Origin of the sequence: Falsiroseomonas frigidaquae (assembly GCF_012163145.1) — a bacterium.
Lineage (GTDB): Bacteria > Pseudomonadota > Alphaproteobacteria > Acetobacterales > Acetobacteraceae > Falsiroseomonas > Falsiroseomonas frigidaquae.
This window is the reverse complement of sequence record NZ_JAAVTX010000013.1, coordinates 20,879-43,383: the sequence shown is the minus strand read 5'-3', so window position 1 is coordinate 43,383 and position 22,505 is coordinate 20,879. Positions and strand designations below refer to the sequence as shown.

Sequence of the window (22,505 nt, the reverse complement as noted above, 5' to 3'; positions counted from 1 at the left end):
CGTGTCGCCACCCGCTTCGACAAGCTCGCCCGGAACTACCTCGCCGCGCTCCACCTCGCCGCCGCACGCCTCTGGGCGCGCAGTTACGAGTCCACGACCTAAGCCCGCACCATCCCGGTTGGGTAGAGCCGTCCGCCTGGCTCCGCCCGCATCGCCTCCAGCACGAAGCCGCGCGGCATTTCCAGCCGCTCGGTGATCGGTGCCGCATCCCGCGCCGCATCCCATGCGGCGTCCAGCGGCCTTCCCTCGCAGCCCTCGGTGCCTAGGCCCAGCAGGTGCAGCACGGTGGGCGCGATGTCGGTCAGGTCGGCCGGCACCTGCGCCACGGCGCCGCGGCGGAACCGGCCGCCCTGCATCACCAGCACCGTCGCCAGTTCCGCCCGGTGCAGCCCGCCATGCATGCCGCCGCCTTCCGGCACGTCCGGCGCATCGAAGGGCGCATGGCCGGGCAGGCCCCATTCATCGTCATCCGCGGAGCCGGCGAAGGTCGCCACCAGGTCCGCACTGCGGCGATGGCCGCTGCCGAGCACGGACAGCGCCATGGCCTGGCCCGCCGGCAGGATGGAGGCATCCCGCGCCAGCAGCGGCCCGGCCCAGGGCTGCGTCGCCAGGAACGCCGCCACCTGCGGGGCCAGCGCGGGGTCGCGGAACCACAGGCCGGGTGCCGCCGCCGGGGCAACCACGACATCCACATCCGTCGCCATTCCGGCTCCAGCCTTGAACCCGGCGCGGCGCAGCTCGGCGGCCAGCGACAGCTTGCCGCGGCCGGTGACATGGCCGTGGTCGGACAGCACGATGATGCCGATCTCCCCCGCATCCGGCTGCGCGTCCCGCCAGGCCATCACCTGGCCCACCACCGCATCCGATGCGCGCAAGCCGGCTTGCGCCTCGGGCGAACGCAGGCCGCCCCAGTGGAAGGCGATGTCGGGCTCGGACAGCCAGAGCAGCGCCACATCCGGGCGCAGCTTCGGCAGCACATGATCCAGCAGCACCCGCCCGGCATGGGCGATGCGGCCGAGGTTCGGCACGGCATGCGGCGGGGTCTCGCCGATCTCGGCGCGGACCAGCGCCGCGGTCGCACCCTCGGTATCCTCGACATTCCACCGAAAGCTGCCGAGGCGGTCGGCCGCCGGATGCAGCAGCCGCGCCGCGCCCGCGGTGCCGGCGCTGACCAGGGCGAAGCTGCGCCCGGCCTTCGCCAGGCGCTCGCCCAGGCTCGGCCGCTCCAGCGGGCTTTCGGCGCCCTGCGCCATGGCGAGCACGTCAGCGACCAGCTTGGTCCGCAGCAGCCGGTCCGGCGCCACCGCGGCGTCGAACAGCGTGTTCGCCACCATGCCGTGCCCGCCCGGCCGGCAGCCGGTGATGAGGGAAGGGGTGGCGACGCGCGTCTCGCTGGGGAACACGCTGCGGGCATGGGCGAAGCGCGTGCCCGACGCGGTGAGCACGGCCAGGTTCGGCGTAGCTTCCGGCGAGACCATATCCGGGCGCAGCCCGTCGAGGGCGATGAGGACGAAGCGGGGCATCCGGTCAGTGTCTCCGAACAGTCATTGTTTCTTCATCGGGGTGCAGCAAATTCCGCGCTTGACCTTGCGGGCCCGTCGGGCCGAAGCTTGGACAAGCGAGGGGGTTGTCGAGGCACTTCCATGGCGGCGCGTACGACCATCTACCGGGGCCACCGCATCCACTCCGCGCCGCATGGCCCGGGCTGGCGGCTGCGGATCGTGCTACCGCGCCGTGGCGGCAACACCATCCTGCGAAACCGGGTGCCGCGCGGCCTGCCGCAATTGCTGGCGGAAGCCCGGCTGCATATCGACCGTCTGCTGGACGGGGCGGCCTGGCAGCACGCCCCGTAACGGGCCTCAGCGCAAAGTCGGATCCATCCGGTCGCGCAGCCAGTCGCCGATCAGGGACACGGACAGCGTCGTCAGGATGATGGTGAAGGCCGGCGCCAGCAGGATCCAGGGCGCCCGCGTCAGATATTCCCGCCCGTAGCCCACCATCGAGCCCAGCGAGGTCTCCGGCGGCTGCACGCCGAGGCCGAGGAAGGACAGCCCCGATTCCAGCAGGATGATCTCGGGGAAGGCCAGCGTCATGGACACGATCAGCGTGGAGGCGATGTTCGGCAGCACGTGCCGGCCATAGATCCGCCAGGGCGAGGCGCCCAATTGCCGGACCGCCGCCGCATAGCCCTGGCCATTGGCCGAGATCGCCAGGCCGCGCGCGATGCGGGCGTAGCGTTCCCAGGCATGCAGCCCGAGCAGGCAGATGAACAGCACCATCGAATTGCCGAAGAAAGCCAGCACCGACAGCGCCAGGATCAGGAAGGGCAGGCTGGCGGAGAAGTCCACCAGCGCGAGCACCACCTGCTCCACGAAGCCGCGGAAATGGGCGGCCAGGAAGCCCAGCGTGGTGCCGATGACGGCGCCGATGATGGTGGCGCCGAAGGCGATCAGCAGGCTCATCCGGATCGAGTAGATCAGCCGCGCCATCACGTCCCGCCCCAGCTCATCCGTACCCAGCGGATGCAGCCAGCTGCCGCCCATGCCGATCGGCGGCGACAGGCGGTTGCGCAGGTCGAGCGCGGTGTAGGCATAGGGGCTGATCACATCCGCGAGCAGCGCCACGGCGAGCATGGAGGCCAGCCAGACCAGCCCGAACAGCACCATGGGCGGCGGCAGCGGCCGCGCCTTGCGGGGCGGGGCGGTGCTGAGAACGGCGGGGGCGGTGATGTCGGACATGGTCAGGCGGCCCCCGTCGCGCGCTTGGGTTGGTTGCGAAGCCGCGGGTCCAGCAGCCCGTACAGCAGATCCACCACCAGGTTGGCGGTGACCATGGTGGCGGCGACCAGCAGCAGGATGCACTGCACCACCGCCAGGTCCCGGTTCGCCACCGCGACCACCAGCAGCCGGCCGACGCCGGGCCAGGAGAAGACGCTCTCCACCACCACCGCGCCGGCGATCAGGCTGCCGACCATGAAGCCGACGATGGTGACGGTCGGGATGGCGGCATTCGGCAGCGCATGGCCCCAGACCACCGCGCGCCACGGCACGCCCTTGGCGGAGGCGGTGCGGATATAGGGCTGGCCCAGCACCTCCAGCATCGCGCTGCGGGTGAAGCGCGCCAGCACGGCGGCACCGCCCACGCCCATGGTGATGATCGGCAGGATCGCATGCCGCCAGCTTTCCTGCCCGCCGGAGGGCAGCCAGCCGAGCTGCACGGCAAAGACCAGCACCAGCAGCAGGCCGAGCACGAAGGACGGCACGGTGAAGCCGGCGACGGCCAGCAGCATCACCGCCCGGTCGATGAAGGAATTGCGGTGCAGCGCCGCGGTGATACCGGCCGGGATGCCGAGGCCGAGCTTGATGATCAGCGCCGGGATGGTGAGCGCCAGCGTCGCCGGAATCCGCTCCGCCACCAGCACGATGGCGTCGCGCCCGTCGCGCATGGACCGTCCCAGGTCGCCCTGCAGGATGGCGCCGAAGTAGTGGAAATATTGCAGCAGCACGGGCTGGTCGAGGCCCCAGGCGGTGCGGAAGGCATCCACTGCCTCGGGCGGCGCATCGGCGCCCATGATGATCTGCGCCGGGTCGCCGGACAGGCGCAGCACGATGAAGGCGAATGTCACCACCATGATGATGGTGATGGCGGCGCGCAGCAGGCGGCTGCCGAGGAAACGGATCATCTCAGGCGGCTTCCTTCAATACGCCGTTGCCGGGGGCGACTTCGCCCTGCGCGACATGGCAGGCCACCATGCGGCCATCGCCACTGCGCGGCTTCAGCACGGGGGTTTCGCGCGCGCACAATTCGGTGGCGAAGGCGCAGCGCGGGTGGAAGGCGCAGCCGGAGGGGCGGTCCGCCGGATTGGGCGGGTCGCCCTGCAGCACGATGCCCCGGCCGACCTTGCCCGGATGCGGAATGGCGGAGACCAGGGCCTGCGCATAGGGGTGCGCCGGCTCGTGCAACACCTCATCCGGCTCGCCTTCCTCGACGATGCGGCCGAGGTACATCACGGCGACCCGGTGGCTGACCTGCCGCACCGCGCGCAGGTCATGGCTGATGAACAGGATGCCGAGGCCGAGGCTGGATTGCAGATCCACCAGCAGGTTCATCACCTGCGCCTGGATGGAGACATCCAGCGCGCTGATCGGCTCGTCGCAGACCAGCAAGGCGGGGTTGGTAGCGAGCGCGCGGGCGAGCACGGCGCGCTGGCGCTGGCCGCCGGACAGCTCGTGCGGGTAGCGCGCCGCCTGGTCCGGCCGCAGGCCGACGCCACGCAGCAGCTCCGTCGTGCGTTCTGCGCGTTCGGCGGGCGTGCCGATATTGTGGATCTCCAGCGGCTCCGCCACCTGGGTGCCGATCGGCAGGCGGCGGTCCAGCGCGCCGAGCGGGTCCTGGAACACCATCTGCATGCGCGCGCGGGCGCGACGCCAGGCTTCGGTGTTCGGCGCCGGCATCGCCTTGCCCTCGAACTCCACGTGCCCCTCATCGGGCCGCTCCAACCCCAGCACGAGGCGGCCGGTGGTGGATTTGCCGCAGCCGGATTCACCGACGAGGCCCAGCGTACGGCCGCGTTCCAGCTTCAGCGACACGCCATCCACGGCGCGCACCTCGACGGACTTGCCCAGCACGCCGCGGCGCATGGCGTAGCGCCGGGTGATACCCTCTGCGACCAGAAGCTCTCCACCGGTTCTCATGCGTAGGCCACCTGGTCCTGGGGGAAGGGGATGGTGGCGCGGATGCAGGCGGCGCGATGGTTGCGCGCCAGCCCCACCGGCTCCGGCACCGCCGCGTCGCAGGCGGAGACATGCATGGCGCAGCGCGGCGCGAAGGCGCAGCCCGGCGGCATCGCCCAGGGTTCCGGCACGCCGCCGGGAATGGCGGAGAGCTTGCGGCGCGGGCCATGCAGCGGCGGCAGCGCGCCGAGCAGGCCGCGCGTGTAGGGATGCGCCGGCGCCTCGAAAAGCCGCGCGCTCGGCGCCTGTTCGACGATGCGTCCGGCATACATGACGCAGACCCGCTCACAGCTGTCGGCGACCACGCCGAGATCGTGGGAGATCAGCACCAGCGCCATGCCGGTCTCCTTCCGCAGGTCCTGCAGCAGGGTCAGGATCTGCGCCTGGATGGTCACGTCCAGCGCCGTGGTGGGCTCATCCGCCACCAGCAATTCGGGACGGCCAGCGAGGGCGATGGCGATCATGACCCGCTGGTTCTGCCCGCCGGAGAGCTCGTGCGGCCAGGCATCGAGGCGGCGCGCGGCATCCGGGATGCCCACCTGGTCCAGCAGGCGCTTCGCTTCCGCCCGCGCCTGCGGACCATCCATGCCGCGATGCAGGCGCAGCGCTTCCGTGATCTGCTTGCCGATGCGGTGCACCGGGTTGAGGCTGCTGGCCGGGTCCTGGAAGATCATGGCGATGCGGCCGCCGCGCACGCGGTCCAGCACATCCGGCCGGGCATGCAGCAGTTCCTCGCCCTGCAGCTTCACGCTGCCGGTGACGCTGGCGCGGCCCGGCAGCAACCCCAGCGCGGCGAGCCAGGTGACCGACTTGCCGCAGCCGGATTCCCCGACCAGGCCGACGGATTCACCCGGCGCCACATCCAGGTCGATGCCGCGCAGCGCGGGCTGTTCGTCGAAGGCGACGCGCAGCCCCTTGAGGGAGACCAGCGGCGCGCTCATGCGCCCCAGTTCCGGCTGCGGAAGTCCATGCTGAAGGATTGCGCGGCGTTCCAGGCGATGTCGCGGCGCTTGGCCGTCAGGTTCACCGATTGGTGCAGCACGGTGTAGGCGGGGTCCTCGCGCTCCGCGATCTCCAGCAACCGGCGGAACACCACGCGGCGGCGGGCGCGGTCCGTGCTGGTTTCCAGCTCACCGGACAGGCGGCCGAATTCCTCGTTGCGCCATTCGCCGATCTGCCATTGCTGGCCCTGCGGCCCGTGCTGCGAAGTGATGGAGGCGGTTGGGTCGTTGAAGCTGGCGCTGTTCGACCAGTCCCGCACGCCGCGTTGGCCTTCGCGGGAGAGGACCTGCGGGAAATTCTCCCGCATCTCGATCTGCACGTTCAGCCCGACCTGGCGCCAGCCCTCGACCAGGATCTGCGCGGTCGCCGTCTGGTTCGTGTAGTAGTTGTTCAGCAGGCGATAGGGGATGGCCTCGCCGCGATAATTCGCCTCCCGCAGCAGGCGGCGGGCCTCGACGAGGTCGTATTTCGGCGCTTCCCAATCCTGGTGGAACATCTCGCCATAGAAGGGGAATTGCAGCCCCTTCGGAACCGGCGCGCGGCCATCCCAGAGCGCCGCGGTGATGGCGTCGCGATCGATGCTGTGGGTGAAGGCGCGGCGCACCAGCGGGTTGGCGAGAACCGGGTGGTTCTTGTCGAACACCGTCAGGCGGTGGTTCATGATCGGGCCGCCGACCACCTGGTGGCGCGGGTTGCGTTCCACCGTCGCGATCTGGTCGGGCGGCATGTCGCAGGCGAAGTCGGCCTCACCGGACAGCAGCATGTTGATGCGGGAGGCCACCTCCGGCACTTCCATGAAGCGCAGCCGCGCGATCGGCGGGCGGCCGCCCCAGTACTCGTCGAAGGCTTCCAGGATCAGCGACTGGTCGGGGCGGAATTCCGCCACGCGATAGGGGCCGGTGCCGACCGGACGGCGCGCCCAGTCGAGCCAGGAGCCAGCCTTCTCGAAGGCGTCGCGGGAGAAGATCGCGCCGACATTGCGGCTGATGCGGCCTTCCAGCGTGACGTCCGGCACCTTGTTGACGAAGCGCACCGTGTGGCGGTCCACGATCTCGATGCGCTCGAAGGCCGGGTAGGTGCGGCGGGCGACGGCGAGCACCTCGGGCGGCGGCGTGCGGCCGGGGTTCTGGCCGGGGATCACGGCGAACAGGTTGCGCGCCTGCTCCACCGTCATGCCCCAGCCCATGCGCTCCGCGCTGAAGGAGAAGGCGACGTCCTCGGCCGTCATCTCCCGCCCATCATGGAAGCGCACGCCGCGGCGCAGCGAAAGCTCTACCGTGCGGTCATCGATGCGGCGCCAGGATTCGGCGAGCGCCGGCTTCAGGCCGAGATCGCCGGTCCAGCTCTGCTCGATCAGCGTCTCGGCATAGCTGTGCCAGGTGCGCGTGCCGACATTGGACTGCTCGCGCAGCGGCTCCAGCGTATTCGTGTTCGCCAGCTTCTGCACCGCGATGGTGATGGTCGGGCGCTGGTCCGCCTGCGCGATGGCGAAGCGCGGCAGGATCAGCGATACGCCGGCGAGCCCGAAGGCGGTGCGGCGGGTGAGGGTGGTCATGGTCAGGCTCCCCAATTGCTCGCGCGAAAGTCCATCACGAAGGACTGCGCGGCGCGCCAGGCGATGTCGCGGCGCTTGGCGGTGAAGTTGGCGTTGCGATGCAGGACGACGTAGCCCGGATCCTCGCGCTCGATGATCTCGAGCATGCGGCGCCAGACGATGCGGCGGCGCGGCCGGTCCATGCTGGTTTCCAGCTCATCGGCCAGCGTGCCGAATTCCTCGTTGCGATACTGTTCGCGCAGCCAGGGCGCGCCGGCGCGGCCCCAGGTGCCGGACATCTGGATCGAGGGATCGTTGACGGCCGCGGCGGCGGACCAGTCATGCACGCCGCGGCTGGTCTTGTCTCCGGCCTGGATCTGGCCCCAGTTCTCGACCATCTGCAGCTCGACATTCAGGCCGACGGCGCGCCAGCCTTCGACGTTGATCTGCGCGGTCGCGGTCTGGTTGGTGTAGTAGTTGTTCAGGCAGCGATAGGGGATGGCCTCCCCGCGATAGCCGGCCTCGCGCAGCAGGCGGCGCGCCTCGGCCGGGTCGAATTTCGGCACCTCGACATCGGCCAGGTACATATCCGCGTAGAATTCCCATTGCAGGCCGCGCGGCACCGTGGTGCGGCCGCCCCACAGCGCGGCGACGATCGCCTCGCGGTCGATGCTGTGGCTCATCGCGCGGCGGATCAGCGGATTGGCCAGCACCGGATGCGCCTGGTTGAAGACCAGGTACCGGGTGTTGTTGATCGGCCCGCCCGCAACCTCGAAGCGCGGATCGCTGGCGATGCGCTCGATCTGGTCCGGCGGAATGTCGGAGGCAAATTGCGCCTCGCCGGAGACCAGCATGTTCACGCGGCTTGCCACTTCCGGCACCTCCGCGAAGCGCAGGCGGCGGATCGGCGGGCGGCCCTGCCAATGCGCGTCGAAGGCATCGAGAGTCAGCATCTGGTCCGGGCGGTATTCCGCGATGCTGTAGGGGCCGGTGCCAACCGGCTTGCGCGCCCATTCCATCCAGGACGGTGCGGCCATGAAGGCGCGGCGGTTGGCGATGACGGCGGCGGTGCGCGCCATGCGGCCTTCCAGCACGATGTCCGGCACGCTGTTCACTACGCGCACGCGATGCGGCCCCAGCACCTCGATCCGCTCGAAGCCCGGGAAGATGCGGCGCGCGCCCTGGACGACGGCGGTCGGCACTTCCTTCGCGCCGCCGCCCCACATGCGGTCCGGGCCGAAGGAGAAGGCGACGTCATCGGCGGTGAAGGCATCGCCATTGTGGAAGCGCACGCCCTGGCGCAGCGTGAAATCCACGGTGCGGTCATCGACGCGTTCCCAGGCGGTGGCGAGGCCCGGCTGCAGCGACATGTCGCCGACCCAGTCGGTATCGACCAGCGGCTCCACATAGTTGCGGAAGATGCGCGTGCCGACATTGGACTGCTCGCGCAGCATCTCCAGCGTATTGGAGGTGCTGATGTTCTGCACCGCGACTGTCACCGTCGGCCGGCTGTCGGCCTGGGCAATGGCGGGGGCGGGCAGCGCCAGGCTGGCCGCGCCCAGCTTGAGCGCGGAACGGCGGGAAATTTTCATGGGCTCAGGTCCCCCAGTTCTGGCGGCGGAAATCCATCACGAAGGACTTGGCCGGACGCCAGGCGATGTTGCGGCGCTTGGCGGTGAAATTCGCGGTCTGGTGGATGACGTTCACCACCGGATCCTCGCGTTCCATGATCTGCAGCATGCGCGCCCAGATGGCGGCGCGCTGAGCGCGGTCCGTGCCGGATTCCAGCTGCGGCACCAGGGCCATGAATTCCGCGTTCTTCCACATGCCGTTGCGGCTGAGCGAGCCGCGCGGGCCATAGGTGGTCGGGATGAAGGAGACGGGGTCGTTGAAGAAGCTGGTGACGGAGTGCTCGAACATGCCGCGGCCGAGGCCGGCGGCCTGCACCTGGCCCCAATTCTCCACCATCTGCATCTGCACGTTCAGCCCGGCGGCGCGCCACATCTCCATCATCACCTGACCGGTCGCGGTCTGGTTGGTGTAGTAGTTGTTCAGCATGCGATACGGGATCGGATCGCCGCGGTAATTCGCCTCGCGCAGCAGGCGGCGGGCTTCGGCCACATCGAAGCGCGGCACGGACCAGCCCTGCGCCATCATGCCTTCGAAGAAGGGGAATTGCAGGCCGGCGGGGATCTCCGTGCGGCCGGCCCAGAGGCTGTCCACGATCGCCTTCCGGTCCACCGCATGCGTCATGGCGCGGCGCACCAGCGGGTTCTCCAGCACCGGATGCGTCGTGTCGAAATGCGTGACGCGGTGGTTCATGATGACGCCGCCCACCACCTCGAAGCGCGGATCGCGTTCGATGGTCGTGATCTGGTCGGGCGTGATGTCGCAGGCGAAGTCGTATTCGCCGGCGAACATGCCGTTGATGCGGGATGACAGCTCAGGCACTTCCAGGAAGCGGATCTGACGTATCGGCGGGCGGCCGCCCCAGTAATCGTCGAAGGCTTCCAGCACCAGGCGGCTGTCGATGCGCCACTCGGCGACGCGATAGGGGCCGGTGCCGATCGGCATCTGGAAGAACGGAGCCCAGCCGCCGGCACGCGCGAAGGCCTCGCCGGGGATGATGCTGCCGGCGCGATGCGAAAGGCGGCCTTCCAGCGTCACGTCGCCGGTGCGGTTGACCCAGCGCAGGCGGTGCGGGCCGAGGATCTCCACCTTCTCGAAGCCCGGGAAGGTGCCACGTGCGCCGGCGGCGACTTCCGGCGGCGGGGCGGCGGGGCCGGTCAGGCCCGCGCGGCCGAACATGCGCTCGGCGCTGAAGGTGAAGGCGACGTGTTCCGCTGTCAGCTTCGTGCCGTCATGGAAACGCACGTCGTCACGCAGATCGAGCTCAACCGTGCGTTCGTCGATCCGTCGCCAGGCGGTGGCCAGGCCCGGGCGCAGTGCGAGGTCGCCGGTCCAGTCCGTGTCGATCAACGGTTCCTTGTAGAGGTTGTACCAGCGCGTGCCGACATTGCTGGCTTCCCGCAGGATATCCAGCGTGCCGTTGTTGCCGATCTTCTGCACGGCGATGGTGACGACGGGCCGCTGATCGCCCTGGGCGATGGCGAAGCGAGGCAGGGCAGCCGCCGCCGCGCCGATCGGCGCAGCGGCCAGCAGGGTGCGGCGGCGGAGCATGCTCAGGCCCCCCAGTTGTTGGCGCGGAAGTCCATCGCGAAGGCCGGGCTCGCCTTCCAGCGGATGTCCTTGCGCTTGGCGGTGAAGGTCGCGTTCTGGTGGATCACGGTATAGGCGGGGTCCTCGCGCTCCGCGATCTCCAGCATGCGGCGGAAGGCGGCGCGGCGGCGCGGGCGGTCCGTGCTGGTCTCCAGCTCGACCGACAGGCGGTTCATCTCCTCATTCGTCCACTCGCCAACCTGCTGCTGCTGGCCGTTCGGGCCGTGCTGGTTGACCAGGGAGGAGACCGGGTCGTTGAAGGGTGCGCTGTTGGACCAGTCGCGCACGGCGCGCGTCGGGCTGCGCTCCAGGATCTGCGACCAGTTCTCCTTCATCTCGATCTGGATGTTCAGGCCGACCTGGCGCCACATCTCGACTAGCACCTGCGCGGTGGCGTTCTGGTTGGTGTAGTAGTTGTTCAGCAGGCGGTACGGGATAGGCTCGCCGCGGTAGTTCGCTTCCCGCAGCAGGCGGCGGGCCAGCGCCGGGTCGAAGGCGGGCACCGACCAGTCGGCGTGGAACATCTCGCCGTAATACGGCCACTGCAGGCCCTTCGGCACTTCCGTGCGGCCGGCCCAGAGGCTGTCCACGATCGCTTGGCGATCCATGGAATGCGTGATGGCACGGCGCACACGCGCATCGCGCAGCGCCGGGAAGTTCTTGTCGAAGCAGATCAGGCGGTGGTTGAGGATGGTGCCGCCCTGCACTTCGAAGGCCGCGTTGCTCTCGATGCCCGGGATCTGGTCCGGCGGCAGGTCGCAGGCGAACTGGTACTGGCCGGAGAGCAGGCCGTTGATGCGGGAGGAAACCTCCGGCACCTCGACGAAGCGGATCTGCTTCAGCGGCGGGCGGCCGCCCCAGTAGCCGTCATGCGCCACCAGCGTCAGCGAGACGTCCGGGCGATATTCGGCCACCATGTACGGGCCGGTGGTGATCGGCTTGCGCGCCCATTCCAGCCAGTTCGCCGCTTCCTCGAAGCCGCGGCGGCTCATGATCTCGCTGCCGTAGCGCGAGAGGCGGCCTTCCAGCGTCACGTCCGGCGTCGCGTTGTGGAAGCGCACCGTGTACTTGTCCACGGCCTCCACACGCTCCAGCGCCGGCCAGGAACGGCGCGCGACGGCGGGCACTTCCGGCGGCAGTTCCTTGCCGGCGCGCGGCGCGGGCATGCCCTCGCCGATCGGGATGGTGCGGCCCTGCGCGGTGGCCAGCGTATTGCCGAACATGCGGTCGCGGGAGAAGGAGAACACCACGTCCTCCGCCGTCATCTCATCCCCGTTGTGGAAGCGCACGCCGGGGCGCAGCTTGAGTTCGACCACCTGGTCGGAGATGCGGCGCCATTCGGTAGCCAGGCCCGGCACCTCACCAAGCTGGCCGAGCCAGTCGCGGCCGATGAGGCCCTCCCACAGGGAGGAGAAGAACACGCGCTCGCCCACATTGGACTGCTCGCGCAGCACTTCGAGGGTGTTGCTGTTCACCACCTTCTGCACGGCGATGGTGATGGAGGGGCGGTTGTCGCCCTGCGCGATGGCGAAGCGCGGCAGCGCCAGCGCCGGCGTGGCGAGGATGAGGCGGCGGGAGATCTGCATCGGGGTGCTCCTTATTCTGCGGCGGCGCGCAGCGCGGGCGGCGCCGGGCGGCGCTCGTCCAGGCCCTGCGGCGTGGCGCGGAAATGGGTGAGGGTGCGTTCGGCGCGGCGCAGCCGCAGCGACAGGGCGCGCTGCGCGTAGTCCTTCACGCGGGTCGCGTATTTGGGGTCATCGGCGCGGTTTTCGAACTGGTTCGGGTCGCGCGTCAGGTCGAAGAACAGCGGCGGCAGGGCGGCGAAGTGGACGTATTTGTACTCCGCATCCTGCACGACGCAGAGGCTGGAGGTGTCCATGGTCAGCCCCAGCGCGGTCTCGGGCTGGGAGTAGTGGATGTCGCGGAAATCGTATTCGTAGTGGTGCAGGTCGCGCCAATCGGCGGGCTTCTCGCCGGCCAGTACCGGCAACAGTGAGCGGCCGTCGCAGGCGCGCGGCACTTCGCCGCCGAGCAGGTCGAGGATGGTCGGCATCACGTCCACGCTTTCGGTCAGCGTGTCGTCGATCAGCCCGGCCTGCGCGCCGGCACCCTTGACCACCAGCGGGATGCGGAAGCTCTCGTCGAAATAGCCGAGCTTGCCGAGCAGCCAATGGTCGCCGAGCTGCTCGCCATGGTCGGAGGTGAAGATGATGGTGGTGTCATCCCACTGCCCGGTCTGTTCGAGATAGGCGAAGACGCGGCCCAGCGCGTCGTCGATCTCGGTCATCAGGCCGCAGTAGCTGGCGCGCATCTGGCGAATGCTGGCCTCGTCGAGGCCGGAGCCGGCGCCCTGGGCGCCGCGGAAGAAGGACGCCTGGCCGATGGCGCGCAGGTAGTGGCGCAGCAGCGGGTGCTGTTCGGACTCTTCCTCCCAGCGCGGGGCGCGCACGGGGGCGGGCATGTCCGCCGGGTCGTACATGGTGTTGTAGGGCGCGGGCGCGATGAAGGGGGGATGCGGGCGGTAGTAGCCGAGATGCAGGAACCAGGGCTTCTCGCCCTTGCCCTTCAGGTAGGTCAGCGCCTTCTCGGTGAAGAAGGTTGTGTCCGACAGCTCCTTCGGGATGCGGGACGGGCGGTTGGTGGCGCCCGGCACGGCGTCCACGCCTTCCGGCAGCCAGATATCCTCGCGCTTCGCCGGCAGTTCGTAGCCCTGGTGCGCCAGCCAGCCGAAATACCCATCCATGTTCGGCTCGAAGGCGCCGACGCTGCGGAAACCGTCCATCAGGTCGCCGAGCGTGGTGAAGCGCGGATCGCGCGGGCCGGTGGTGCGCGGGTCCGGCGTGGTGGTGGTGTAGCCGATCAGCGCCGGGTCGTAGCCGATCAGGCGCAGCTGCTTGCCGAGGTTGGTGTGGCGTGCATCCAGCGGCACCGTGTTCTGCACGGCGCGATGGTTCATCAGGTACAGGCCGGTCAGCAGGCTGGCGCGCGCCGGGCCGCAGGGCACGGTGTTGGTGACATGGTTACGGAAGGTGACGCCTTCGCGGCACAGGCGGTCCAGGTTCGGCGTGCGCAGAAAATCCGCGCCCAGGGCGGGCACGAAATCCGCACGCCACTGGTCAACAACAATAAGAAGAACGTTCTTCCGCCTGGCCATGCTGCACCGCTCCATTCGATGCGGCGGGGCTTAACCGGCGAACCGCGTCCGTCGTGTGACGGTGGCGCTTAGACTTCGTGACAGAAGGCGAGATCGTATTTCTCGCAGAAGGACTCTGCGGACATGTTCCTCATGTCGTCCAGACCGCTCGCCAATTGCTCCCGCGGCCAGTCCCACCAGGCGATCCTCTGCAGGCTTTCGCGCACGGCCTCGCTGAAGCGGAAGCGCAGCACGCGGGCCGGATTGCCGACCGCGATGGCGAAGGGCGGGATATCCTTCGTCACCACCGCGCCGGCGCCGATCGCCGCACCCGTGCCGATGGACACGCCCGGCAGCACGATGACGCCGTGGCCGAGCCATACATCATGCCCCAGCGTCACATGCGCGCCGCGCCGCCAATCGAAGAAGCCGGCATCGTCCGGGCCGAGGCCATAGGCGCTGGCGCGATAGGTGAAGTGGTTCAGCGCCACGCGGTCCAGCGGGTGGTTGCCCGGGTTGATCCGCGTATGGCTGGCGATGGAGCAGAACTTTCCGATCGTCGCATAGATGATCTGGCTGTCATGCACGACGTAGGAGTAGTCGCCGAATTCCGTCTCCGCGATGGAGGTGCGGGCGCCGACCTCGGTATAGATGCCGAAGCGCGTGTCGCGCACGCTGGCGGTCGGGTCGATGCAGGGTTCCAGCCCCAGTGTCTTCTTCGCGGTGGCGGGATCTTGGTAGACGGTCATGCGCGGATCAGCCTCAATCGCAGCCTGCGGCTGCCCCAGTCGATGATGGCGACGGTGACGAGGATGAGCAGCACGATGAACGCCACCTCGTCCCAATTGTTCAGCCGGATTCGGTCGCCGAGCGCAAGCCCGATGCCGCCGGCGCCGACCACGCCGAGGATGGTGGCGGACCGCGTGTTGCTCTCGAAGGTATAGAGCAGCTGGGACAGCATCACCGGTGCCGCCTGCGGCACCAGCCCGTAGCGGATGGCGTGCAGCCGCGACCCACCGGAGGCGCGCACACCCTCCACCTGGCGACGATCCGCGGATTCGATGGCCTCGGAGAAGATCTTGGCCAGCAGCCCGATATCGGGCAGCGCCAGCGCCAGGATGCCCGCGAAGGGCCCCATGCCGACGGCGGAGACGAAGATCAGCGCCCAGACCAGGCTGTCCACCGCGCGCAGCCCGTCATAGCTGCGCCGCACGGTGAAGCGCAGCAGCGTGCTGGCAATGACATTGCCCGCGCCGAGGAAGCACAGCGGCAGCGCGACGAGGGCGGCCAGCAGCGTGCCGAGGAAGGCCATCGCCACCGTCTCCGCCAGCGCCTCCAGCAGGTCCCGCAGCGCGCCGCCGGGGGAGGGCGGCCACATCAGAGTCACCAGCCAGCCGAGCTTGCCCAGCCCATCCAGCAGCCGTGCCGGCGAGGCATCGACGCGCCAGAGGCCGAGGGCCAGCAGCAGCAGGCCGCCGGCGAACAACAGGGGTGTGCGGGAAAGGGTCATGCGACGCGCAGCGCCTCCACGCCCAGGATTCGATGGCGCAGCCATGTGCAGATCTGGTCGATCAACATGACGGTCGCCAGGATCAGCAGCAGGATGGCGGAAATGTCCGGATATTCGAATTGCCGGACCGAGAGATACAGCTCCTCCCCGATGCCGCCGGCGCCGACCAGGCCGAGCACGCTCGCCTCCCGCACATTGATCTCGAAGCGCAGCAGGCCGAAGGACAGCACGCCGGGCACGGATTGCGGCAGCACGCCGTAGCGCATCGCCTGCGTCCAGCTTCCGCCGGTGGCGCGCACCGCATCCACCGTGCGCAGGTCGGCATTCTCATGCACCTCCGCGAAGAGCTTGCCGAGCGCGCCCATGCTGTGCAGGGCAATGGCCAGCACGCCGGCCAGCGGGCCGAGGCCGAAGGCGTAGACGAAGATCAGCGCGAAGACGAGCGTCGGCACGGTGCGCGCGAATTCCAGCACGCGGCGGGAAAGCTCCACCGCCCAGCGCGGCGCCAGCGTTGTCGCCGCGGGGAAGGACAGCAGCAGCCCGGCGGCCCCGCCGAGCACGGTGCCGGTATAGCCGATGAGGATGGTGTCCAGCAGCAGGCCGACCCACAGGTCGAAACCCCAGAACCATTCGGCGATGTCGGCACCCAGGGTCTCCGCGCGCAGCACCGGCAGGGTTCGGCCGATATAATCGGCGGCCATCGGCAGCCCGGCCAGCAGCCGGCCGAAATCTACCTGGCCCACCTGGCCGGCTACGGCGATGGCGGCCAGGAAGACCAGCGTGCCGGCCAGCGCCCGAAGGCTGCGCGCCCGTGACCGCGCGGCCCAGTCCGCGGTGGCCAGCGCCACCGCCGGGCTGCCGGGCGCGTGCGGTGCGCTGCTCAGGACCGGCGCTCGCGGCGGCGGCTCTGGTTGTCCTCGGTCATCGCGATGACGTCGAGATAATCCTCGTTGCGCGCATCGGCGAAGCCGGCGGTGTTGGTGCTGAGCTGGCGCAGCACCTCGGGCGCCTCGGTCGGCAGCGCCTTCATCATGGCGACGAAGTCACGGCGCAGATCCTCCGGCACCTCGGCGCGGGTCACGGTGGGGGAGTTCGGGATCAGTGGGCTGCGCCAGATGATGCGCGTGGTGCCGGGCTGGATCATGCCCTTTTCCGTCATGCGCTGGATGTTGCCTGCGGTCTCGTTGTTCCAGAAGGTTGCGGCGGCATCGTAGGTGCCGTTCAGCACCGCGATCACCGACTGCTCATGGTTGCCGGAGAAGCCGGTACGGCTGAAATAGGTGCTCGGCTCCACGCCTTCCTTGCGCAGGAAGTAGCTCGGCGCGGCGAAGCCGGAGGCGGAGTTCGGATCGGCGAAGGCGAAGGACCGGCCGCGCAGGTCGGCCAGCGACTGGACGCTGCTATCCGCCTTGACGAAGATGACGGAGTAGTAGCCTTCGGCGCCGTCGCGCCCGCGGTGGCGCAGCAGCGGCACCACGCGTTCGCCCATGGCGCGGCGCGCCAGCGCATAGGCGGCCGGGCCGAGATGGGCGAATTCCAGCTGGTTGGCGCGCAGCGCTTCCACCACGGCGGCGTAGTCCGTGCCGCGGGTGATGCGCATCGGCACGCCCAGCTTGCGCTCGGCATGGGCGGCGAGGCCCTGCAGCCGCGCGATGGCATCGCGCTCGTTCTCCGAGGAGATGATGCCGTAGCGCAGCTCACGGAACTGCGCCCGCCAGCCGGACTGGGCGCGGGCAAGCGGCGGCGCGGCCAGCACAGCGCCGGTGGCGAGCAGGGTGGTACGACGTGTGATCATGAGGATCTTCCTTATTGGCGTGGGCCGCGTTCAGCGGGCCTGCAGGAATTCGGGGACGCGCAGCAGGATCATCTCGTTGTCGTCCGCGCGCGTCAGGAACCGCCCGGCGCTGCCCGGCAGGTTGTTGTCATTCGCCATGACGATGTGCTCGTCATCCACCCGCGCCACGCTCTCGATGGTGACGAAGGGGAAGCTGAAGCGGTCGCGCGGCGCATCCGGCGCGCGGTCGCCATGCTGGCGTGCCAGGCCCTCCGGATCGCGGATCGCCAGCAGGTCGAGATGGCCGATCTTGCGCACGAAGCCCTCGGCATCCGTCTGGCTGAGGTCGATCAGCGTCACCCGCTTCACCCGCGCCGGATTGGCGAAGCAGTCGGGGCGCCGCTGGCCCTGCGGGCAGGCCAAAGCGGCGTCACCCTCGCCGCCGTCGCGCTCGATCACCATGGCGCGGTTCGCGTCGATGAAGTTGAAGTCGCCGATCGCGACGGCGCCCGGCGCAAGCTGGAAGCGCAGGCTGCGGCCGGTCCATTCGCCGCGTGCCAGGTTGAATTCCAGGATGCGGATGAAGGCGCCTTCGGGCTGGCCGGCGGCGGTGAACAGGGGCTGCTCGATCATCGGGTAGAGGTGGCTGCCATCCGGCGACAGCGCCATGCCTTCGAAGCCGCCGGAGCGGCGGACGCGGAAGGGCACGCCGGCGGTGGGGCTGGCCGGGACCTGCAGCGATGGATGGTCCGGGGACCGGATCACCTCGCCCTCCAGCCGGGTCTCCACCACGCGGCGGACGCGGCCCTGGCGGTCGAGATGGATCAGGAAGGGGCCGAATTCATCGCCGATCCAGAAGCCGTCGCCGACCGGCTGCAGGCTCTCCGGATCGAAGTCGTGGCCGGTCAGGTAGCGCGCCTCGGTCGTCTCATTGGCAATGCGGAAGGGCACCTGGCGCTCGGGGTCGGAGAGGAAGATGGTCTCCAGGAGCGCCACCTGGCCGGAGCGCCAGTCGGGCCGCACGCGGTGGATCATCAGCATGGCATCGCCGCTGTTGCGGCGGTTGCCGAAGCCGTTGTCGGCGATCAGCCAGTACTCGCCCGCGGCGCCGGGCACCGGCTTGATGCCGGAAATGCCCTGGTAGGGCTGGCCGACCAGCGGCCGGGCGATGCCGGTGGGGCGGCCGGTTCCCGTCATGCCCGGCAGGCTGCCGATGGCATCGACGCGCTGGTTGCCGGGGCCCACGAAGCGGCCGGAGACCAGAAGCTGGCGCGGCGCATCGGCCGGCGGCAGCACCATGGTCGCGGCCGGCATCAGCGCATGGCCGGCAAGCGTGGCCTCGAAGCGCTCATCGGCGCTGGCGGGCAGGCTGAAGGCAAGGGCTGTGGCGAGGATCAGGCGGCGCATGGGCGAAACTCCCTGCTGGCACGTGCAGCGGCTTTAGCCATCGCGTGTGACACTCGCTTGACGCCGGGGTGACGGTGTGGGGACGGTGCGTGATGCCGGACGGATCGCTGCCCAGGTCATCCGGAGGGGGCGGCGGAAGGTCGGTTTTCTAAGCGGTTCGAGGCTTGCCGGGCGCGGGCGACAGCAGGATCGTTATGCGATAGAACAATCGGGCCGCGCGGCCATTGCGAAGCCGCCCGGGACAGCATTCGGCCAGGCGGCGGATCAGGGGGGGGAGACCAGACCATGAGGACCCAGGTTGGCATCATCGGCGCGGGCCCCGCGGGGCTGCTGCTGTCCCACCTGCTGCATCTGGCCGGCATCGACAGCGTGGTGCTGGAGGCGCGGTCCCGCGCCTATGTCGAGGAACGGGTGCGGGCCGGGCTGCTGGAACAGGGCAGCGTCGATACCCTGACCGAGGCCGGGGTGGCGGAGCGCCTGCACCGCCAGGGCCTGGCGCATCATGGCATCGAGCTGCGCTTCGACGGCGCCGGCCACCGTATCCCGCTGACCGACCTCACCGGCAAGGTGGTCACCATCTACGGGCAGCAGGAAGTGGTGAAGGACCTGATCGCCGCGCGCCTGGCCGCCGGCACCCGTTGGGGCAACCCGCCGATCCTGTTCGAGGTGGCCGATGTCGCCGTGCATGACGTGACCAGCGACAGCCCGCGCATCAGCTTCACCCATGAAGGCCAGGCGCAGCTGCTGGATTGCGTCTTCATCGGCGGCTGCGACGGCTTCCACGGCATCTGCCGCGGCGCCATCCCGGAGGACATCATCCGGGTCTATGACCGCATCTACCCCTTCGCCTGGCTCGGCATCCTGGCGCATTCGAAGCCGGTGTCGGAGGAGCTGATCTACGCACGCCACCAGGACGGTTTTGCCCTCGCCACCATGCGGTCGGAGACGATCAGCCGGCTGTATCTGCAATGCGCGCCGGATGAAGACCTGGCGCTTTGGCCCGATGACCGGATCTGGGCCGAATTGCACAAGCGCCTGGGCTGCGGGGAGGAATTGCAAGAAGGGAAAATCTTCCAGAAGGGCGTCACCGCCATGCGGAGCTATGTGGTGGAGCCGATGCGCCATGGCCGCCTGTTCCTGGCGGGCGACGCCGCCCACATCGTGCCGCCGACCGGCGCCAAGGGCATGAACCTGGCCATCGCCGATATCCGCGTCCTGGCCCGCGGGCTGGAGCGCTTCTTCGCGAAGAACGACGCGGCGCTGCTGGAGCAGTATTCGGAGATCTGCCTGCGCCGCATCTGGAAGGGCCAGCGCTTCTCCTGGTGGATGACCTCCATGCTGCACCGCTTCGACGGCGCCGACCTCTTCGAGCACCGGGTGCAGGTGGCGGAGCTGGACTATGTTTCCACCAGCCGCGCGGCGATGACGACGCTGGCGGAGAATTATGTGGGCCTGCCCTACGAGGTGTAGCCGCAGCCCCGCTCCGCCAGCAGCGCCGCCACCACGCGCCGCGCCGCCGGCCCAGCCGGGTCCGGCGCCCGCCAGGTGATCAGCGCCTTCCACAGCGCCCAGCCGCGCGCCCGGTCCCAGGTGCCGGGGTCCAGGGCCAGGCTGTTGCGGAAGCGCTGGCGGGCCGGCGGGTCGAACATGGTCCAGGCCGGAACCAGGTCGCAGGCCGGGTCGCCGACGCCCATATTGCCGAAATCGATCACGGCGCAGAGCCGCCCCGCGCGCAGCAGCAGGTTGCCCGGCGCCACATCGCCATGGATCCAGACCGGCGGTGCGTCCCAGGCGGAGGCCAGCGCGGCGTCCCAGATCGCCAGGGCCGCCGGGGCATCGATCTCGTCGCCCAGTCCGGCGATCGCCGCGCGCGTTTCCGCATCATAGACGGCCAGCGCCCCGCCACGATGGAAGTTGTGTGCCCCCGCGGCCGGGCCGTCCGTCGGGTCGATCGCCTGCAACGCCAGCAGGAAGCCGGCCAGATCCTCGGCCAGGCCCTGCGGGTCGCGGATGCGTTCCGGGCGGGCGACATCGCCGATGATCCAGTCATAGATCGACCACGGCCAGCGAAAGCCGTCCCCGGGCGCGCCCAAGGCGATCGGCCGGGGGATCGGCAGCGGCAGGTGCGGGGCGAGGCGCGGCAGCCAGGCCTGTTCCTTGGCCACCTGCGCCACGTAGCGCTCCGCGCTCGGCAGGCGGATCAGCAGATGCGCGCCCAGGCGGAAGGTCAGGTTGTTCTGCCCGCCTTCCGCCACCGGGCGCACCGGCAGGCCACCCCATTGCGGGAACTGGGTCTGGACCAGGCGGCGGGCCAGGGCCGCATCGCACAGGCTGGGGGTGTTCGGTGACATCGCGGCCGCCTGTAGCAAGCCCGCCCGCCTGCCCTGGCGTGAAGCTTGGGTTGCGCCGGCCGGCTAGCGCAGCATCCGCACCGCCACCTGCTGGTCCGACGGCACCAGCCCGACATATTCATAGGCGCGGCCGCCGGCGGCGAATTCCCGGAAGGCGCGATGCTCGTGCTGCTGCCAGCCCGGGTAGTTGAAGTACTCGTCGAAGACCAGGATCGTGCCCGCGCCGATGCGGTCCCGAAGCTGGGCCAGCACGGTCTGGGTCGAGGAATACAGGTCGCAATCCACATGCAGCAGCGCGGCCGGGCCGGGGTGGTCGTCCAGGAAGCCGGGTAGGGTACGGTCGAACCAGCCGACCACCAGCTCCACGCCCGGCGGGACCTCCGGCGGGGCGGGCAGGGCGAAGGCGCCGGGGCCGAAGCCGGGGCGCCAGCCCTCGGGCAGGCCCTCGAAGGAATCGAAGCCGTGGATCGGGCGACCGGGCAGGCATTCCGCGAGCAGGTTGATGCTGCGGCCGGCGAAGACGCCGAATTCCAGCACGAGCCCTTCCGCCGGGGCCAGGCCGGCCGCGTGGCGCAGCAGCGCGTCCTTGTCGGCGAAACGCGGAGCGCCCTGCATATGGGCCTGTGCATATTCGGCCGAGGATAGCGCGGCGGCCAGGCCTTGCACCTGGTCGATGTCGAAGATCCGCCCAGGCTCGCCGAGCCAGGCCGCGTGCGATGCCGGGTCCATGTCCATGCCCGCTCCCCCTTCCATCCGCTCGCCTCAGGTGCCGCGCAGGCGGATCGTCATCTCCAGTCGCGTGCCGGTCCCGTCGGAGGACCAGTGCACGGCCGAGCCGAGCTGGCGGCCGAAGCTCTCGATCATCCGCATGCCGGTGCCGTTCTTCGGCCGCGGCTCGGGCAGCCCGCGGCCATCGTCCCAAAGCCGCAGCAGGGCACGTTGCGCCGGCGCGGCGGCAAGCGTCAGGCCGATGCGGCCGACCCGGTCGCCGAAGGCATGCTTCAGGCTATTGGTGATGAACTCATTCACCGCGAGGCCGAGCGGCGCTGCCTGGTCCGGCGACACCACCAGCCCGGGCTCCACCTCCAGCGCCAATTGCACGCGCGCCGTGCTGCCCTCATGGAAGCTGAGCAGGCCGGCGCTGAGCTGCGCCAGGTACTCGCCGAGGTCGAGTTCATCCACTTCCCCGGACAGGTGCAGCTTGTCGTGCAGCAGGCGCAGCGCCTCCACCCGCCTGGCGACGCCGCGCATCGCCGCACGGCTTTCCGGGGTCCGCAGCTGGCGCGACTGCAGGTCCAGGATGGCCACAATGACCTGCAGGTTGTTCTTCACCCGGTGCTGCAATTCGCGCAGCAGCCTTTCATTGTCGTCGGCCTTGCGCCGCAGCCGGGCATTGGCGCGCAGCCGCCCGACGGCGGCGGCGAGAAGGTTGGCGTAGCTCTGCAGGAAGGCGACGTCCTGTTCGCCGAAGGCCTGCGGCCGGCGGCTGTCCACCTGCAGCACGCCATAGGGCGCCGTGCCGTCGACGCCGACGATCACGACGCAGACGGTGGCCTGGCAGCCATGTTCGCGGACGAAGTCCGGCACATCGAAGCGCTGCTCCTGTGCCAGGTTGGGCGAGACCACAGCCGCCCCGCTGCGCAGCGCCAGGCCTTCCGGCCCGCATGTGATGTCCGTGGTGACGCCGTCCACCTCGTCGCGCCAGCCGATGCCGGCGCGTACCGTCAGCGTCCGGCCATCGGCGCCGAGCGCGACCACCTTGGCCAGCTCGGTGCCCAGCGCCTCGGCTACCAGCCGGCAGGCCTCGTGCAGGATCTGGTCGAGGTCATCGGCGCGCAAGGC

The 22,505-nt window shown here is 69.7% G+C and carries 20 protein-coding genes; 2 read left to right on the top strand and 18 right to left on the bottom strand.

The features are described 5' to 3' along the window. Positions 1-98: 98 nt before the first annotated feature. Entirely contained in the window at positions 99-1,523 is a 1,425-nt protein-coding gene (locus HB662_RS28440; protein WP_168055398.1) for an alkaline phosphatase family protein, read from the bottom strand. 120 nt (positions 1,524-1,643) lie between these two features. Here HB662_RS28440 and HB662_RS28435 point away from each other — a divergent pair, with 120 nt between their 5' ends. Continuing rightward, on the top strand, positions 1,644-1,853 hold the full coding sequence (locus HB662_RS28435) for a hypothetical protein (RefSeq protein WP_168055396.1): 210 nt from the start codon (positions 1,644-1,646) through the stop codon (positions 1,851-1,853). Positions 1,854-1,859: 6 nt separating this feature from the next. On the opposite strand, the gene HB662_RS28430 is transcribed toward HB662_RS28435, so the two are convergent. The 14 genes from HB662_RS28430 to HB662_RS28365 form a co-directional block, all read right to left on the bottom strand. Beyond that, positions 1,860-2,738, bottom strand: coding sequence for an ABC transporter permease (locus HB662_RS28430; RefSeq protein ID WP_168055394.1), 879 nt, complete (start codon positions 2,736-2,738; stop codon positions 1,860-1,862). A 2-nt stretch (positions 2,739-2,740) separates the two neighbouring features. Then, entirely contained in the window at positions 2,741-3,682 is a 942-nt protein-coding gene (locus HB662_RS28425) for an ABC transporter permease (protein WP_168055392.1), read from the bottom strand. Position 3,683: 1 nt separating this feature from the next. After that, entirely contained in the window at positions 3,684-4,694 is a 1,011-nt protein-coding gene (locus tag HB662_RS28420) for an ABC transporter ATP-binding protein (RefSeq protein WP_168055390.1), read from the bottom strand. Next, complete coding sequence (locus HB662_RS28415) at positions 4,691-5,674, bottom strand: ABC transporter ATP-binding protein (RefSeq protein WP_168055388.1); 984 nt, start codon at positions 5,672-5,674, stop codon at positions 4,691-4,693. The genes HB662_RS28420 and HB662_RS28415 overlap by 4 nt, the downstream gene beginning before the upstream one ends. After that, entirely contained in the window at positions 5,671-7,290 is a 1,620-nt protein-coding gene (locus HB662_RS28410) for an ABC transporter substrate-binding protein (protein ID WP_168055386.1), read from the bottom strand. Before HB662_RS28410 ends, HB662_RS28415 begins: the two co-directional genes overlap by 4 nt. Positions 7,291-7,292: 2 nt before the next feature. Next, positions 7,293-8,861: an ABC transporter substrate-binding protein gene (locus tag HB662_RS28405; RefSeq protein ID WP_168055384.1), complete on the bottom strand. Its 1,569-nt coding sequence runs from the start codon at positions 8,859-8,861 to the stop codon at positions 7,293-7,295. Positions 8,862-8,865: 4 nt separating this feature from the next. Then, positions 8,866-10,449 (bottom strand): ABC transporter substrate-binding protein, encoded by a 1,584-nt coding sequence (locus HB662_RS28400; RefSeq protein ID WP_168055382.1) that lies wholly within the window; start codon positions 10,447-10,449, stop codon positions 8,866-8,868. Positions 10,450-10,451: 2 nt separating this feature from the next. After that, on the bottom strand, positions 10,452-12,074 hold the full coding sequence (locus tag HB662_RS28395; protein WP_168055380.1) for an ABC transporter substrate-binding protein: 1,623 nt from the start codon (positions 12,072-12,074) through the stop codon (positions 10,452-10,454). Between the two features lie 11 nt (positions 12,075-12,085). Beyond that, positions 12,086-13,642, bottom strand: a complete 1,557-nt coding sequence (gene pehA, locus HB662_RS28390; RefSeq protein WP_168055378.1) for a phosphoric/sulfuric ester hydrolase PehA — start codon at positions 13,640-13,642, stop codon at positions 12,086-12,088. Positions 13,643-13,710: 68 nt separating this feature from the next. Continuing rightward, a complete protein-coding gene (locus HB662_RS28385) occupies positions 13,711-14,370 on the bottom strand; it encodes an LbetaH domain-containing protein (protein WP_168055376.1) in 660 nt (219 codons plus the stop codon). Then, complete coding sequence (phnE, locus tag HB662_RS28380) at positions 14,367-15,131, bottom strand: phosphonate ABC transporter, permease protein PhnE (RefSeq protein ID WP_245185984.1); 765 nt, start codon at positions 15,129-15,131, stop codon at positions 14,367-14,369. The genes HB662_RS28385 and phnE (HB662_RS28380) overlap by 4 nt, the downstream gene beginning before the upstream one ends. Beyond that, positions 15,128-15,979: a phosphonate ABC transporter, permease protein PhnE gene (phnE, locus tag HB662_RS28375; protein WP_342449607.1), complete on the bottom strand. Its 852-nt coding sequence runs from the start codon at positions 15,977-15,979 to the stop codon at positions 15,128-15,130. The genes phnE (HB662_RS28380) and phnE (HB662_RS28375) overlap by 4 nt, the downstream gene beginning before the upstream one ends. Positions 15,980-16,011: 32 nt before the next feature. Further along, positions 16,012-16,926, bottom strand: a complete 915-nt coding sequence (gene phnD, locus HB662_RS28370) for a phosphate/phosphite/phosphonate ABC transporter substrate-binding protein (protein ID WP_168055372.1) — start codon at positions 16,924-16,926, stop codon at positions 16,012-16,014. Positions 16,927-16,956: 30 nt separating this feature from the next. Then, entirely contained in the window at positions 16,957-18,312 is a 1,356-nt protein-coding gene (locus HB662_RS28365) for an esterase-like activity of phytase family protein (RefSeq protein ID WP_168055370.1), read from the bottom strand. Positions 18,313-18,597: 285 nt separating this feature from the next. On the opposite strand from HB662_RS28365, the gene pobA reads away from it, so the two are divergent. Then, a complete protein-coding gene (gene pobA, locus HB662_RS28360) occupies positions 18,598-19,782 on the top strand; it encodes a 4-hydroxybenzoate 3-monooxygenase (RefSeq protein ID WP_168055368.1) in 1,185 nt (394 codons plus the stop codon). On the opposite strand, the gene HB662_RS28355 is transcribed toward pobA, so the two are convergent. The 3 genes from HB662_RS28355 to HB662_RS28345 form a co-directional block, all read right to left on the bottom strand. Then, positions 19,770-20,663: an aminoglycoside phosphotransferase family protein gene (locus HB662_RS28355; RefSeq protein ID WP_168055366.1), complete on the bottom strand. Its 894-nt coding sequence runs from the start codon at positions 20,661-20,663 to the stop codon at positions 19,770-19,772. The two genes, pobA and HB662_RS28355, sit on opposite strands and share 13 nt — an antisense overlap. Positions 20,664-20,726: 63 nt before the next feature. Next, complete coding sequence (locus HB662_RS28350) at positions 20,727-21,398, bottom strand: class I SAM-dependent methyltransferase (protein WP_168055364.1); 672 nt, start codon at positions 21,396-21,398, stop codon at positions 20,727-20,729. Positions 21,399-21,425: 27 nt separating this feature from the next. After that, positions 21,426-22,502 carry a sensor histidine kinase gene (locus HB662_RS28345; protein WP_168055362.1) on the bottom strand — a complete coding sequence of 359 codons (1,077 nt, stop codon included), beginning with the start codon at positions 22,500-22,502 and terminating at the stop codon, positions 21,426-21,428. Between the last annotated feature and the right edge of the window lie 3 nt (positions 22,503-22,505).

Coding starts and splice junctions, on each gene's coding strand:
- pehA (WP_168055378.1), bottom strand. CDS start 13,642: ATGGCCAGGCGGAAGAACGTTCTTCTTATTGTTGTTGACCAGTGGCGT.
- HB662_RS28430 (WP_168055394.1), bottom strand. CDS start 2,738: ATGTCCGACATCACCGCCCCCGCCGTTCTCAGCACCGCCCCGCCCCGC.
- HB662_RS28440 (WP_168055398.1), bottom strand. CDS start 1,523: ATGCCCCGCTTCGTCCTCATCGCCCTCGACGGGCTGCGCCCGGATATG.
- HB662_RS28425 (WP_168055392.1), bottom strand. CDS start 3,682: ATGATCCGTTTCCTCGGCAGCCGCCTGCTGCGCGCCGCCATCACCATC.
- HB662_RS28405 (WP_168055384.1), bottom strand. CDS start 8,861: ATGAAAATTTCCCGCCGTTCCGCGCTCAAGCTGGGCGCGGCCAGCCTG.
- HB662_RS28365 (WP_168055370.1), bottom strand. CDS start 18,312: ATGCGCCGCCTGATCCTCGCCACAGCCCTTGCCTTCAGCCTGCCCGCC.
- phnE (WP_245185984.1), bottom strand. CDS start 15,131: ATGACCCTTTCCCGCACACCCCTGTTGTTCGCCGGCGGCCTGCTGCTG.
- HB662_RS28420 (WP_168055390.1), bottom strand. CDS start 4,694: ATGAGAACCGGTGGAGAGCTTCTGGTCGCAGAGGGTATCACCCGGCGC.
- pobA (WP_168055368.1), top strand. CDS start 18,598: ATGAGGACCCAGGTTGGCATCATCGGCGCGGGCCCCGCGGGGCTGCTG.
- HB662_RS28410 (WP_168055386.1), bottom strand. CDS start 7,290: ATGACCACCCTCACCCGCCGCACCGCCTTCGGGCTCGCCGGCGTATCG.
- HB662_RS28385 (WP_168055376.1), bottom strand. CDS start 14,370: ATGACCGTCTACCAAGATCCCGCCACCGCGAAGAAGACACTGGGGCTG.
- HB662_RS28395 (WP_168055380.1), bottom strand. CDS start 12,074: ATGCAGATCTCCCGCCGCCTCATCCTCGCCACGCCGGCGCTGGCGCTG.
- HB662_RS28350 (WP_168055364.1), bottom strand. CDS start 21,398: ATGGACATGGACCCGGCATCGCACGCGGCCTGGCTCGGCGAGCCTGGG.
- HB662_RS28415 (WP_168055388.1), bottom strand. CDS start 5,674: ATGAGCGCGCCGCTGGTCTCCCTCAAGGGGCTGCGCGTCGCCTTCGAC.
- HB662_RS28435 (WP_168055396.1), top strand. CDS start 1,644: ATGGCGGCGCGTACGACCATCTACCGGGGCCACCGCATCCACTCCGCG.
- HB662_RS28355 (WP_168055366.1), bottom strand. CDS start 20,663: ATGTCACCGAACACCCCCAGCCTGTGCGATGCGGCCCTGGCCCGCCGC.
- phnD (WP_168055372.1), bottom strand. CDS start 16,926: ATGATCACACGTCGTACCACCCTGCTCGCCACCGGCGCTGTGCTGGCC.
- HB662_RS28400 (WP_168055382.1), bottom strand. CDS start 10,449: ATGCTCCGCCGCCGCACCCTGCTGGCCGCTGCGCCGATCGGCGCGGCG.